Consider the following 13,399-nt stretch of genomic DNA (forward strand, 5'->3'; position numbering starts at 1 on the left):
GTGACGGTCGATGCTGGCGACCCGGCCCTGAACGACGACCAAGTCGCTCAGTTCTCCTGGTACCACACGAGCACGCAGCCGGACTGGCCGACAAGCGAGTTCGACCCGGCGGCGGACCTGACGCCTGGGATCCGAAGGATGATGGGCGGCGACGAGAGGGTCGCCGCGTGGGCCGCGAGGCAGCAGGCGAAGGCGCTCCATGTCGGCACGTACGAGGCCGCGGTCCACAACATGCTGCGGCGAATGCGCGACCAGGCTGACCACGGCAGCCAGTTCTACCTCTACCGAGTGCACCTGAAGCCATCTGTCACCGAGCGGGAGGGCTGGATCGTCGATCCCAGCAACTGGCTCGGCGACGTCGTCCTCGCCGAGGTCTGTCCTCCAGGAGTCGACGTCACCCGGTACCTCAACTACCACGAGGACCCCGGAGGGCTCTCCCTGGCGCTGGGACGAGATGCGATCGCCGGGGTCCAGCGGGTCGCCGTGCCGCTCTCGGATTCCTGGAAGGCCGACTGGGTGATTGACGCCGTCACAGCCCTTGAGGGTGCATCGGACAAACCGGTCCCAGCGACCGGGAAGCTGGGCAGATTCTTGCGGCCTTCGTCTCCTCGAGCCGGCCTCGCTGGCGAGCTCGGTACGGAGCTGGCTGACCGATTACCGGTCAACCTCCATGACCAATTCGCCTCGGCTGCCGCGTTTGCTGAGGGTGACGACCCAGCGCGGTGGGCGCGCCGGGTAAGCAGCCTGTTCGACCTCATCAAGAATCCAAGCCGGGTGCTGGCGGAGCTCGATAAGGCTCAGCACCGACAGGTCTGAACTTGCAAACATGGGCAGAGAAAATCCCCCAAGTGCGCATCGTGGAGAGGCGTGGGGGATGTAGTGCTCTCAAGGTAGCACAGGCTGGTCCTGGTCGACGCGGTCGCTGCGACGTGGTTTCCGCAGGCTGTCGCCTTGGTTCAGGCGTTGCGATGCGATTTCTTTGCCTTGTCAGGGAAGAACTCAGCCAGACTTGGGGACACGTCTCTCGATGAGCACGGTGTCCCGCCACTGACCGGCAAGAGGTCCGCACGGCATCAGCCCGATGAGCTCGCGCCGTCCGACAACCCTGAAGCCAGCTCTCTGGTGGAGCCTGAGGCTGGTTGCGTTCTCGGGGAAGACCGAGGACTGGAGCGTCCAGACGCCTGATCGGTCGGCGACGCCGAGGAAGTCGGCGAGGAGCCGTGAACCGACGCCACATCCGGCCGCGTCGGGATCGACGTACACCGAGTGCTCGACGACACCTCGGTAGACGGCGCGGGTCGAGACGGGGCCGGCTGCGGCCCAGCCGAGGACGCAGTCGTCACCGCCGACGGCGACGAGCATGAGGTCCGGGCGCTTGCTCGACGCGAACGTGTACCAGTCAGGCGGCGGTTCGGTCTCGAAGGTGGCGTGCCCGGACGCGATGCCTGCTTGGTAGATGGCCTCGACGGCGGGCCAGTCGGTCGGCGTCATGGGCCTGGTCGACACGCCTTCCATCAGGTGATGAGCGCCTTGGCTGCGGCGGCGAGAGTGTCGATGGTGGGCCGGTAGTAGGCCCAGCGGCCGCGCTGCTCGCGCTCGACGAGGCCGGCCTCGACGAGCAGCTTCATGTGGTGGGAGACGGTCGGCTGTGATAGCCCGACGGGCTCGGTGAGATCGCAGACGCACATCTCGCCCGCGCTGCTTCCGGCAATGAGGGACATGAGCTTGACCCGGGTGGGGTCGCCGAGGGCCTTGAACACCCTGGCGAGATCCTGGGCGACCGTGTCGTCGATCGTCTCGCCGAGGACGCAGCAGGGCGCGACGTCGGCCGCGGATTCGATGGCTGGGGGAGTGCTCATGCCTCCATTCTGCCTCACGCATTGACATCTGTCGATACGTAAGGCAAGCTCGACCCATCGAAGAACATCAATACATGGAGGTTGAAGTGAATCCCGTCGTCATCATCGGAGCCGGTCCGCAGGGCCTGGCCGCCGCCGCTCATCTGCTCGAGCGAGGCCTGGAGTCCCTGGTTCTGGAGTCGGGCGACGGTCCAGCGTCGGCCGTGGCCGAGTGGGGCCACGTCCGCCTGTTCTCGCCATGGTCTGAACTCATTGACCCAGCGTCGCGCCGGCTGCTCGAGCCGACCGGTTGGAGCGCGCCCGAGACCGGCTACCCGACCGGGGCCCAGTGGGTCGAGGAGTACCTGACGCCGCTGGCCGAGACTCTGAGCGACCGTGTCCGGTACGGCTACCGCGTCGTCGGCGTGGGCCGTAAGGGCCGCGACCTTTCCGTCGACGCCGGCCGCGCGGAGCAGCCGTTCGTCGTCCACGTCCGCCGCGCTGACGGCGAAGAAGAGAGGCTCGAAGCCCAGGCCGTCGTCGACGCCTCCGGGACCTGGCGGGCCCCGAGCCCGGCGGGCGCGGAGGGACTGCCCGCCCTCGGCGAACACGCCGCCGTCGAAGCCGGCCTGCTTGATCACCGCACGCCGAGCCGCGACGAGGCCGCCGAACTGGCTGGCAAGCACGTCGTCGTGGTCGGCAGCGGCCACTCGGCCGCGACAGCAATCGGCGACCTCGCGGCAGTGGTCCGCCGCGAGCCAGGCACCCGGGTGACCTGGGCGCTGCGCCGCGGTACCGTCGGCAACGCCTTCGGTGGCGGGTCGGCTGACAAGTTGCCCGAGCGCGGTGACCTGGGCCAGCGGGCGAAGAAGGCCGTCGAGGACGGCTACGTCGACCTCGTCACCGGGTTCCGCGTCGAGCGGGTCCTCGTCGAGGATGGTCGGGCAGTCTTGGTGGGCGAAGACGGGCGGCGGCTCGAGCCCGCGGACCGAGTGGTCGTCGCGACGGGCTTCCGACCGAACCTGTCGTTCCTCTCCGAGGTCCGCCTCGACCTCGACGTCCGCCTGCAGGCTCCGACGAAGGTCGCCACTGAAGTCGACCCGAACCTTCACTCCTGCGGCTCAGTGCGCGCCACGGGAGCCGCTGACCTCGCCCACCCGGAGCCGGGCTTCTACATCGTCGGCGCGAAGTCCTACGGCCGCGCGCCGACGTTCCTGGCGATGACCGGATACGAGCAGGTCCGCAGCGTCGTCGCCGAGCTCGCCGGGGATCACGAGGCGGCTGACCGTGTCGAGCTGGAGCTGCCCGACACCGGCGTGTGCGGCGGGTCCGGCCTGTTCGACGCCCCGGAGCAGGCGACGTCGGGCGGGTGCTGCACACCCGCGCCCCAGCTGGTCCAGATCGGCACGAGGACCGACGGATGAGCCGCGGTCGCCTGCTGATCGTGGGCGGCGGGCAGTCCGGCCTCGCCGCGGCCCGTGCCGGGCGCGACCGAGGCTGGGAGCCGGTGGTGCTCGAGGCCGGTGACGAGCCAGTCGGGTCGTGGCCGCGCTACTACGACAGCCTGCGGCTGTTCTCTCCGCGCCGGTACAGCGCCTTCCCGGGTCACCCGTTCCCCGGCGACCCCGACGGGTACCCGGGACGCGACGAGGTCGCCGACTACTTGCGCAGCTACGCAGAGTGGCTGGGCGTCGAGGTCCGCACTGGTGCCCGCGTCACCGAGGTCGCCGCCGACGGCCCGGGCTTTGCCGTGGATCTGGCCGACGGGAGCCGCCTGGTTGGGGACGCGCTCATCGCTGCCTCGGGTTCGTTTGCCAGCCCCTACGTGCCGACGATCCCAGGCAGGGAGGCATTCCGGGGCCGGGTCCTGCACGTGGCCGACTACCGGTCGCCCGAGGAGTTCGCCGGTCAGCGGGTCGTGGTCGTCGGGGCGGGCAACTCCGCCGTCCAGATCGCCCACGAGCTCGCCGACCACGCCCAGGCCTCGCTGGCGGTGCGGGACCGGGTCCGGTACGCGCCGCAGGTCATCGCCGGGCGTGACCTGCACTGGTGGTTGCGACTCACCCGCGCCGACCTCCTGCCGCCGTCGGTCCTGAACAGGATTATCACAGGCACACCGGTCATCGACGCCGGAAAGTACAGGGCGGCGCTCGAGGCAGCGCATCCAGACGAGCGACCGATGTTCGCGGAGTACGTCCCGGACGGCGTCGTGTGGCCTGGCGGCTCGCGGGAGCGCGTGGACTCGGTGGTCTTCGCGACCGGCTATCGGCCGCACCTGCCGTACCTGCGATCCCTCGGCGTCCTCGACGAGTCCGGCGCGCCGAGGCACGATCGCGGCGTCTCGACCGTGCGGCCCGGCCTAGCCTTCCTGGGCCTGGAGTTCCAGCGCTCGTTCTCGTCGAACACCCTGCGTGGAGTCCACCGCGACGCGGGTTACGTCGTCGATGCCCTGGCCAGGCAACTGCGAGGCGTCGTCGTTGGCTGAGGCTGCTGTGCAGCCTGGGCGGGCAATGGTGCTGGCTGCGCTGTGCGTGACCGAGATCGTCTCGTGGGGCTTGCTCTACTACGCTTTCCCGGTCCTGGCTCCGCGGATCAGCGTGGATACCGGCTGGTCGCCGGTGGCCGTCACCTCGGCGTTCTCTGTGGCCCTGGCCGTGTCGGCGTTGGCCGGGGTGCCGGTCGGGCGCTTCATCGATCGGCACGGACCCCGTCTCGTCATGACCGCTGGCTCGGGTCTCGGCGTCGTGTCGCTGGTGGTGATCGCCGCGTCGACGAACCTGCTGGTGTTCATCGTCGGCTGGGCGCTGGCCGGAGTCGCCATGGCCGGAGTCCTCTATCCGCCGGCCTTCGCCGCGATCACCGGCTGGTTCGCTGCCGGCCGGCTCGGCGCGCTGACCACGCTGACGCTGGTGGCCGGACTGGCGAGCACGGTCTTCGCGCCGTTGACCGCAGTTGCGTATGAACAGCTGGGATGGCGAGGCACGTACTTCTGGGCGGCGGTCGTGCTGGCGGCCCTCACCGTCCCGATCCACTCGCTCGTGCTGCGACGCCCCTGGCCCCACCCGGTGCATGCCGACGCGGAGGAGCCAGAGGCCGAGAAGGCCTACGCTGCCGGCGTCGTCCGGGACTCACGGTTCCGGTGGCTTGCCGCTGGACTGACTTTGGTCGCCTTGGCCATGTACGCTGCGTTGCTGGCTCTGGTGCCTCTTATGCTCGAGCGCGGCCTGAGTCCTCAGGCCGCCGCCTGGGTGCTCGGCCTCGGCGGACTCGGTCAGGTCGCCGGTCGGCTCGTCTACACCGCTCTTGCCCGGCATGCCTCGCTGACCGTGCGCACCGCGACCGTGTTCGGCCTCGTCACCGTCAGCACCGCGGTGCTCGCTGTGGTCCCCGGGCCGGTCGGTCTGCTGGTCGCGGCGTCGATGACCGCCGGGGTCGGGCGCGGCATCGCGACGCTGCTTCAGGCGACCGCGGTCACCGACCGGTGGGGCGCGCGCGGATACGGCCGCCTCTCCGGCGTCCTCGGCCTCCCGGTCCTGCTGGCCACCGCCTTGGCTCCCGGGGCCGGTGCGGTCCTTGCCGAGGTCACCGGTAGCTACGCAACCGGGTTTGCGGTCCTGGCCGCGGTTGCCGCGGTGGGGACCGTGCTCATGGTCGCCAGCTCGTCCACGGGGACCCCGCGTTCGGCGGGCGTCGCGTCCTCGCGAGCGGCCTGACCCAGCTCAGGCCACGGGCCCTGCAGCGAGTTCGCCGACAAGTTGGCGCACCTTCTCGGCGAGCTCGTCGCGGACCAGGCGCATTCGTTCCTCGCCCTCGATCCCTCGCGCCGAGGGCTCGTCGATCGTCCATTTCTCGATAGTCCCGGCCATCCCCGGCACGGGCTCGACGACAGCCTCGTCGCCGATTACGACGACGCGGTCCGCAGTCTGCAACATAGTGGGATCGATCGGCTTCGGGTGCTCGTCGGCCATGCTCGCCCCGACCTCGGCGACAGAGGCAGCGGACAGGGCATTGAGCCCCGTCCCGGGGGAGGTGCCCGCCGAGTGCACCCGGACGGAGTTGCCGGCGACCTGGCGCATGAGTGCGGCGGCCATCTGCGACTTGCCTGCGTTCTTGACGCAGACGAATAGGATGGACGGCTTCTTCTCGATCACGATGTCTACCTTTGTTCAGTCGATGTTAAGAGCCACCAGGAGCTCGCGGGCACGGGCCGCGATGTCATCGCGGCCGAGCAGTCCCCGCATGCCAGCGGCTCGTCATTGTCGAGGGACCAGTGGATGGCGTTTATGCCCACCACTCATCAACAGAGGCGCGCCAGCCGCGTCAGCACGACGCGGTTGCGGACTCTGGCCCGGTGGTTGCCAGATCGCGCAGGCGTTGCTCCGCTCGGTGCACGGGGACGGACTCGACGAAAGCTTCGCGGCAGGTCGAGCAGCAGATCTTCCGGCCGTCAGGCAGCAGGCGCGTGGGCGATCCCATGCCGTTCTGGCGAACGCGTTCGTCCGTACAGACTGTCGCATGATCCCGGCACAGCGCCGCGCCGCAGTGCCGGCAGAATGCGACGGCGGGGACAGGACCCTGGCCGGCCGTTTCGTGTTCCCAGCAGTCCATCTGCCACTCCTTGATTCGATGATGATCTATATAGAATCTACGCGACGCATCGATAGACGTCAATATCATCTGCGCCATCGATACGTCCGACATCAGCGTTAAGCCCTAGCCATCCGAGCGCCGATCTCGGCGACGGCGGGCTTGGCGGTGCGAGCCGCGCCGATGATGGTGGCGGAGGCGAATCCGGTCCAGTCGCCATAGCCGAGCAAATGCAGCCCGCGGTGGTCAATGCTCCGAGTACTGTCGGTGGCGGGATGGCCGTGCTCGCGCGTCAGTCCGAGCCCGCTCAGGTGGCCTAGGTGAGGGCGGAAGCCGGTGCTCCAGATGATCGCATCGCACTCGTGCTCGCGGCCGTCGTTCCAGGAGACTCCCGTCGGGCTGAGGCGGTCGAACATGGGCGAACGGTCCAGGACGCCGCGATCTCGAGCGGCCTGCACGGGAGGCACCATGACGATGTCTCCAAGTCCGGACACACCGTCGTGGTCCCGGCCAGAGCGACGGGCTGCCTCGCGGGCGGTAGCGACGTCGAAGAGCACTCTGCCGTCGACATCGTCTGGCATGAATCGCGGTGGGTGCCGCGTGACCCACAGCGTTTCGGCGACCGTGGAGACCTCGGCGAGGATCTGTGCGGCGGAGTTCCCTCCTCCGACGACCACGACCCGTTGGCCGGCGAACATGTCGGGCGAGTCGTAGTCGACGGTGTGCAGCTGCCTGCCGGAGAACGTGTCCTGACCGGGGACGTACGGCAGGTAGGGGCTCTGCCACGTGCCGGTGGCACTGATCACCGCAGCGGCCTTCAGAGAGCCCGCGTCCGTGTCCACGGTCCAACGCTCGTGCTCCCGGTGGACGCTTGTGACGCCGACCGAACGGCGCACAGGCAACTCGTAGCGCTCCTCGTATCGTTCGAGGTAGTCTACGACGTGGCTCGCGGTGGGGAACACCTCGCCGGTCTGGGCAGGCATCGGCCATCCGGGTAGAGGACTGTACTGGGCTGGGGAGAACATCCTGAGCGATTGCCAGCCGTGCTGCCAGGCCCCGCCCGGTCGTTCCTGTTCGTCGAGGATGACGAAGTCCAGGCCGGCGCGGCGGAGGAAGTATCCTGCGGCGAGTCCGGCCTGGCCTCCTCCGATGACGACGACGTCACTCACGCCAGCGCCGGGTCCTGGCCGAGCAGCTCTGAAGTGAGCGTCTCGATCCGGGACCTGATTTCGTCGCGGATCGGGCGCACCGCCTCGATGCCCTGGCCAGCGGGATCGTCGAGCTTCCAATCCTCGTAGCGCTTGCCGGGGAAGAACGGGCAGGCGTCACCGCAGCCCATCGTGATGACGACGTCGGAGTCCTGCACGGCCTCGGTGGTGAGGACCTTGGGCTCCTCGGCGATGATATCGATCCCCTCTTCAGCCATGGCCTCTACAGCGACCGGGTTGATCTGCTCGGCGGGCATTGACCCTGCCGAGCGGACCTCGATGCGGTCCGCGGCGAGGTGGCGCAGCCAACCGGCGGCCATCTGGGAGCGGCCGGCGTTGTGGACGCAGACGAACAGGACGGAGGGTGTTTGATCGCTCATGTCTGTGCTTCTCTCGTTCATTCGGTGGTGAAGGTGGCGAGGAGCCGGCTGACGCGTGCAGCGATGTCGTCGCGTATAGCGGCGAGTCCCTCCGGCGATGCCAGTGCCGGGTCGCCGACAGCCCAGTCTTCGTACCGGACTCCGGGGACGATGGGGCAGGCGTCGCCGCAGCCCATGGTCACCACGACATCGGCAGCGCGAATGGCGTCGTCGGTGAGCGGCTTGGGGAACGCCTCGTCGGCGGCCTCGCGGTCGATGTCGGCGACGAGGTCGCGCACGTGCGGGTGGATGCCCGTCGCCGGGGTCGAGCCGGCGGACCGGGCGATGACCCTGCCCTCGGACAGGCTGCGGGTCAGCGCCGCGGCCAGCTGGGAACGACCTGCGTTGGCGACGCAGACAAACAGCACCTGAGGCGGTGCGGTTGCTCGGTTGCGGGTGAGGTCGGCCAGTCGCTGCCGGGCGAAGCGCTCGGTCAGGGGCACCAGGTAGCGTGTGATCTTCGCCGACCGGGCCAGCGCCGTGTACGATTCCCGGACGATGCTGGTGACGGTCTCCCGCGGCAGCTGTGACGTCGCGTCCGCGAGGTCGGCGGCCAGACGCCTGATGTGCTCGTCCATGCTCTCCAGCTCCGCGTCGGCCGTCGTCTCCGGTTCCACGCTGGGGGCAACGGCCGCGGGCGCGAACCCCTCGAGCAAGGCGGCGACGGCGGCACTCTTCCCTGGCGCGATGCTGTACCAGACCCAAGTCCCACGGCGCTCGGAATTGAGCAGCCCCACTGTCCGGAGGACCTTGAGGTGGTGGGAGACGGTCGGCTGTGAGACCTCGGCGAGGTCGGCGAGATCGCACACGCACGACTCTCCGCGAGGATCGGCAGCGATTGCCGAGAGCATCCGCAGACGCAATGGGTCGGCGAGGGCCTTGAGTGTGCCCGCGAGAGTCGCGGCAACCTCCTGGCCGAGGGCTGTTGAGATCGGCGGCACCTGGGGTGGGCAGTCTTCATCGGGGGCGGCTGGCGTCAGCGCGATGTCGGTCATGACGTTCGTACCTCCTGGTTATAGGGATCGGTGCGGAACCACGCCTTGGCGGCCCAGAGGGAGACGTAGACGAGGCCGACGAGGACGGGCACCTCGATGAGCGGTCCGACGACGCCGGCCAGAGCCTGGCCAGAGGCCGCACCGAAGGTGCCGATCGCGACGGCGATGGCGAGCTCGAAGTTGTTGCCCGCCGCGGTAAATGCAAGTGTGGTCGACCGTGCATAGCCGAGGCCGATGCCCTTGCCCAACAGCAGGCCCGCGAACCACATGACGGCGAAGTACACCAACAGCGGCAGGGCGATCCGGACGACGTCCAGCGGCCGGCTCGTGATCTGCTCACCCTGGAGGGCGAACAGCAGCACGATGGTGAACAGCAGCCCGTAGAGCGCCCACGGCCCGATCTTCGGGACGAACTTCTCCTCGTACCAGTCCCGGCCCTTGCGCTTCTCGCCGATCCAGCGCGAGGCGAATCCCGCGATCAGGGGTAATCCGAGGAAGACGAGGACGTTGAGGGCGATCTGGCCCATCGACACCTCGAGCCCTTGTGTGTCCAGGCCGAGCCAGCTCGGCAGGACGCTGAGGTAGAACCAGCCGAGGACGGAGAACATGACGACTTGGAAGACCGAGTTGATCGCCACCAGCACCGCGGTCGCCTCGCGGTCGCCGCAGGCCAGGTCGTTCCAGATCACGACCATGGCGATGCACCGGGCCAGACCGACGATGATGAGCCCGGTGCGGTATTCGGGAAGGTCGGGCAGGAGCAGCCAGGCCAGGGCGAACATGATCGCCGGCCCGGCGAGCCAATTGAGCACTAGAGAGGAGATGAGGAGCTTCTTGTCGCCGGTGACCGCGGCGACCTTGTCGTAGCGGACCTTGGCCAGGACCGGGTACATCATCACCAGCAGGCCGAGTGCGATCGGCACTGAGATGCCGGCGATCTCGAGCCGGGCGAGCACGTCGGAGACGCCGGGCACCAGGCGGCCGAGCAGGAGGCCTGCGACCATGGCGAGTCCGATCCAGGCCGGCAGCCACCTGTCGAGGGTTGAGAGCCGTCGGGTCACGGGAGGTGCGGCGAACGCCGCTTGATTCGACATGCTTCTATGTTGACAGGCTTCGATGCAGTGGGCAACTTCGGACCTCCAGAGGTGAGCAGCTACCTGCCACCGCAGGACATCGCCGCTGGATCGAGTTCCCTGCCGGGCGGCGTCGGCCTAGGGAAGCGCCGGTCCCGGCCGATTCAGGAATCAGGATCGCCAGGCGGGTTCGTCGCGGAATTCGAAGTCGATATATGCCTTCTCCAGGCCGGCCAGGGCTTCGGCGGTGGTCTCGAACAGCGCCTGGGCCCAAGAGTCGTCGATCTTGGTGACGTTCTGACACAGGTGTGCGGTCACCTCTGACAGCCGCTCGCGGACCTGGCTGGTGTGGCGGCGGGGGTCGTGCTCGGCCAACTGTGTCGGATCAGACATGACTGGCTTCCTCTCGTTGACTGGGCCTTCAATATCGGTCTACGATATCGGCATCCGATAGATCAGGGAAGGGGACTGCGATGCATGTATGGGGATCGCCGGAGACGCGAACCTTCGGCCGGTTGCGGGTGGATGTGGCCGTCGGGCCGATCGCCCGGATGTTCGACGCCGAGGACTGGCAGCAGCCGGCCAATGCGGGCGGCGGTGCCGTGTTCGCCGGCCGGGCGGACGAAGTGGTGGAGAACATCGCGGCCGAGCCCGGCCCGGCAGATCCACCGGCGGATCTGTTCAACCTCGACGCACACATCTACGACGTCGACACCGGGTATCCGGTGCCGTACCTCGACGTCGCCGTCGACGTCATCCGCCTCGACGGCGACGATGACGATAGACCGGAGTTCACGGGGCTGGGGCTGGTGCCGGTGGCCCGGCCCCGCAAGGGCACGGCCGGTCTGCACTACGGCAACAACGTCGCCCTCGACCCCGAAGGCAGCTATCGAGTGTGGGTCCACATCGGCGCGTCGGCGCTGACCGGCACCGACGAGCCCTCGAGCCTGGACTTCACCCTCGATCTCGGTGCCGCCGATGAGTGAGTTCATCCGGGGCGCGGTGCGGATGCACATCCTGCATCACGCCGCCGAGGGCGAGATCCACGGCGCATGGATGGCCGAGGAGCTCGGCCATCACGGATATCAGATCAGCCCCGGCACCCTGTACCCGACCCTGCATCGCTTGGAAGACCAGGGGCTGCTGACCTCGCGGCAGACCACGGTGGAGGGGCGCAACCGGCGGCTGTACCAGATCACCGACGCCGGCCGGGCCGTATTGGCCGACGAACGCCAGGCCCTGACCGAACTCGCGCGCGAAATCCTCCACACCGAAACCCCCGACGCTCCCGATGGGATGACACCTGATGAGTGAACCGACTCCGCAGTTGGATCGACGCCTGGGCACCGGCGACGCGGTGATCATCGGGCTCGGGTCGATGATCGGTGCCGGCATCTTCGCCGCCTTCGGGCCGGCGGCCCAGGCGGCCGGCACCGGCCTGCTGATCGGCTTGGGAATCGCGGCGGTGATCGCCTACTGCAACGCCACCGCCTCGGCCCAGCTCGCCGCGGTCTACCCGACCTCGGGAGGCACCTACATCTATGGCCGAGAGCGCATCGGTCACTGGTTCGGGTTCACCGCTGGCTGGGGCTTCGTGGTCGGCAAGACCGCCTCCTGCGCGGCGATGGCGCTGACCTTTGCCACCTACGCCGTGCCCGGCCCCTGGTGGGCCCAGCGGTTGGTGGCGGTGGCCGGCATCGTCGGACTGGCCGCGTTGAACTACCGCGGGGTGAGCAAGACCGCCGGCCTGACCCGGATCCTGGTCGCCATCACCCTGGTCGCGCTGGCGGTGCTGGTGGTCGGCATCTTCGCCGTCGGCCAACCCTCGCCGACGAACCTGGGCGGCTGGCCGGCGTTGACCGTCGGCGGGCCGTACGGGATCCTACAGTCGGCCGGGCTGTTGTTCTTCGCCTTCGCCGGCTACGCCCGGATCGCGACCATGGGCGAGGAGGTCCGCGACCCGCAGCGCACCATCCCGCGCGCCATCCCCATCGCCCTGATCATCGTGGTGATCATCTACCTGGTCGTCGGCGTGAGCGTCCTGCTCGCCGCCGGGCCGGACAAGATCGCCGCCGCGACAGCACCCCTGACCACAGCCGTGCAAGCAGCCGGGGTCGGCGGGCTGGGCCCGGTGGTCCGGATCGGCGGCGCGGTCGCCAGCCTCGGGGCGCTGCTGGCGCTGATCGCCGGCATCGGCCGCACCAGCCTGGCCATGGCCCGGCATCGCGATCTGCCGTTCTGGCTGTCGGCGGTCCACCCCCGTCACAAGGTGCCCCACCACGCCGAGATCGCCCTCGCCGTCGTCGTGTCCGTCCTGGTGCTGACCACCGACCTGCGCGGCGTGATCGGATTCTCCTCCTTCGGCGTGCTCATCTACTACGGCATCGCCAACACCGCCGCATTCACCCAGCCGCCGTCCGACCGCCGCTGGCCACGCTGGCTCAACGTCCTCGGCGTCCTCGGCTGCCTGGTCCTGATCGCGACCCTGCCCTGGCAGTCGATCATCGCTGGACTGGCCATGTTCGCCGTCGGCCTGCTCGGCCGCTGGATCGTCCTGCATCGACGTGAAAAGCCCGGCCCAGGGGCAGAGTCGGACTGACCTGCCGCGCCCCGGGGGAGTGAGGCGACTGGGCGGAAGTGCACGCTTACCCGACGTCGAGGGCCGCGAGCTGCTCCGCGCTGCCGGTGACGACGAGGCGCAGGTCGGCGTGGCTCTCGTCGATCGACCAGTCGACGAACGAACAGCAGGCGCTCTTGACCGCCACGAGGTCGTGAAGACGCTGGACGGAGTCGTCGGCTTTCGCGTAGTGGACGATGATCCGGGCGTCGCCGCGTTCGACGTCGAGGAGATATCCGTCGTCGAAGGCCCGCCATTTCTCGACCTGCTCCTTGCCGGCGTCCGGCGTGAGCGTGCAGGCGATGAGCACCGCGTTCGGCAGACCCTGCAGGGCGCTCTCGCGAACGTCCCGCGAGGCCCCACGGATGGCCGTGCGCAACTGCGCGACGGTCGGCGACCCGGCCCGCCCGTCGGGAGTCCGATACATGCGGCACGCGAGGCCGACCGGCGCACTGTCTTCGGCGAACGGGTCGACGCCGTCGATCAGTACGGTCGGGGAGCCGTGGAAGCCGAGGCGCGAGGCGTCCTCGGGTGTCTCGACCCGTTGGTGGACGACCTCCGCGCCAGATCGCCCGTCGAGGGCTTCGGCAATCTTGGAGTCGAGGATCTCCCAGTTCGGGCAGCCGTCGAAGTACTGGAGCGTGATCTTCATGGTCGTGGTC

At 68.8% G+C, this 13,399-nt stretch carries 16 protein-coding genes; 7 read left to right on the top strand and 9 right to left on the bottom strand.

Annotated features, from left to right (window positions below; translation table 11 throughout):
* Entirely contained in the window at window positions 1-816 is an 816-nt protein-coding gene (locus GSY69_RS01275) for a hypothetical protein (RefSeq protein ID WP_202410717.1), read from the top strand.
* A gap of 183 nt (window positions 817-999) precedes the next feature.
* Here GSY69_RS01275 and GSY69_RS01280 read toward each other — a convergent pair whose 3' ends face one another.
* Both GSY69_RS01280 and GSY69_RS01285 read right to left on the bottom strand, forming a co-directional pair.
* Window positions 1,000-1,491: a GNAT family N-acetyltransferase gene (locus GSY69_RS01280; RefSeq protein ID WP_223841871.1), complete on the bottom strand. Its 492-nt coding sequence runs from the start codon at window positions 1,489-1,491 to the stop codon at window positions 1,000-1,002.
* A 23-nt stretch (window positions 1,492-1,514) separates the two neighbouring features.
* Entirely contained in the window at window positions 1,515-1,859 is a 345-nt protein-coding gene (locus GSY69_RS01285; protein WP_030014567.1) for an ArsR/SmtB family transcription factor, read from the bottom strand.
* A 74-nt stretch (window positions 1,860-1,933) separates the two neighbouring features.
* On the opposite strand from GSY69_RS01285, the gene GSY69_RS01290 reads away from it, so the two are divergent.
* From GSY69_RS01290 to GSY69_RS01300, 3 genes are read left to right on the top strand one after another with little or no spacing between them, the layout of a single operon-like run.
* Window positions 1,934-3,262 (top strand): FAD-dependent oxidoreductase, encoded by a 1,329-nt coding sequence (locus tag GSY69_RS01290; RefSeq protein ID WP_160952107.1) that lies wholly within the window; start codon window positions 1,934-1,936, stop codon window positions 3,260-3,262.
* The gene (locus GSY69_RS01295; protein WP_160952108.1) at window positions 3,259-4,323 is read left to right on the top strand and encodes a flavin-containing monooxygenase; all 1,065 of its coding nucleotides are present in this window, start codon (window positions 3,259-3,261) and stop codon (window positions 4,321-4,323) included. Before GSY69_RS01290 ends, GSY69_RS01295 begins: the two co-directional genes overlap by 4 nt.
* A 46-nt stretch (window positions 4,324-4,369) precedes the next feature.
* A complete protein-coding gene (locus GSY69_RS01300; protein WP_202410718.1) occupies window positions 4,370-5,551 on the top strand; it encodes an MFS transporter in 1,182 nt (393 codons plus the stop codon).
* Between the two features lie 6 nt (window positions 5,552-5,557).
* Here the strand turns inward: GSY69_RS01300 and GSY69_RS01305 are convergent, their stop codons facing one another.
* The 6 genes from GSY69_RS01305 to GSY69_RS01330 all read right to left on the bottom strand — a co-directional run bounded on the left by GSY69_RS01305 (window position 5,558) and on the right by GSY69_RS01330 (window position 10,513).
* A complete protein-coding gene (locus GSY69_RS01305; RefSeq protein WP_035810208.1) occupies window positions 5,558-5,989 on the bottom strand; it encodes an arsenate-mycothiol transferase ArsC in 432 nt (143 codons plus the stop codon).
* Window positions 5,990-6,544: 555 nt separating this feature from the next.
* Window positions 6,545-7,594, bottom strand: a complete 1,050-nt coding sequence (locus tag GSY69_RS01310) for an ArsO family NAD(P)H-dependent flavin-containing monooxygenase (RefSeq protein ID WP_030014561.1) — start codon at window positions 7,592-7,594, stop codon at window positions 6,545-6,547.
* Entirely contained in the window at window positions 7,591-8,013 is a 423-nt protein-coding gene (locus GSY69_RS01315) for an arsenate reductase ArsC (RefSeq protein WP_030014560.1), read from the bottom strand. Before GSY69_RS01315 ends, GSY69_RS01310 begins: the two co-directional genes overlap by 4 nt.
* A gap of 17 nt (window positions 8,014-8,030) precedes the next feature.
* A complete protein-coding gene (locus GSY69_RS01320; protein ID WP_102613466.1) occupies window positions 8,031-9,047 on the bottom strand; it encodes a metalloregulator ArsR/SmtB family transcription factor in 1,017 nt (338 codons plus the stop codon).
* Window positions 9,044-10,141, bottom strand: coding sequence for an ACR3 family arsenite efflux transporter (arsB, locus tag GSY69_RS01325; RefSeq protein ID WP_030014556.1), 1,098 nt, complete (start codon window positions 10,139-10,141; stop codon window positions 9,044-9,046). Before arsB ends, GSY69_RS01320 begins: the two co-directional genes overlap by 4 nt.
* Before the next feature lie 150 nt (window positions 10,142-10,291).
* A complete protein-coding gene (locus GSY69_RS01330) occupies window positions 10,292-10,513 on the bottom strand; it encodes a hypothetical protein (protein ID WP_030014555.1) in 222 nt (73 codons plus the stop codon).
* Between the two features lie 128 nt (window positions 10,514-10,641).
* Between GSY69_RS01330 and GSY69_RS01335 the strand changes: the two genes are divergently transcribed.
* Genes GSY69_RS01335 through GSY69_RS01345 form a run of 3 tightly spaced genes read left to right on the top strand, consistent with a single transcriptional unit; the run spans window position 10,642 to window position 12,719 of the window.
* Window positions 10,642-11,106 carry an iron transporter gene (locus GSY69_RS01335; protein ID WP_160952109.1) on the top strand — a complete coding sequence of 155 codons (465 nt, stop codon included), beginning with the start codon at window positions 10,642-10,644 and terminating at the stop codon, window positions 11,104-11,106.
* Window positions 11,099-11,434 carry a PadR family transcriptional regulator gene (locus GSY69_RS01340; protein WP_030014553.1) on the top strand — a complete coding sequence of 112 codons (336 nt, stop codon included), beginning with the start codon at window positions 11,099-11,101 and terminating at the stop codon, window positions 11,432-11,434. Before GSY69_RS01335 ends, GSY69_RS01340 begins: the two co-directional genes overlap by 8 nt.
* Entirely contained in the window at window positions 11,427-12,719 is a 1,293-nt protein-coding gene (locus GSY69_RS01345; protein WP_030014552.1) for an APC family permease, read from the top strand. Before GSY69_RS01340 ends, GSY69_RS01345 begins: the two co-directional genes overlap by 8 nt.
* A gap of 46 nt (window positions 12,720-12,765) precedes the next feature.
* Here the strand turns inward: GSY69_RS01345 and GSY69_RS15080 are convergent, their stop codons facing one another.
* Window positions 12,766-13,389 (bottom strand): hypothetical protein, encoded by a 624-nt coding sequence (locus GSY69_RS15080; protein ID WP_223841873.1) that lies wholly within the window; start codon window positions 13,387-13,389, stop codon window positions 12,766-12,768.
* Window positions 13,390-13,399 lie beyond the last annotated feature (10 nt).

The sequence above is a fragment of the Brevibacterium rongguiense genome (assembly GCF_009857845.1).
In the GTDB taxonomy this organism is placed as follows: domain Bacteria; phylum Actinomycetota; class Actinomycetes; order Actinomycetales; family Brevibacteriaceae; genus Brevibacterium; species Brevibacterium rongguiense.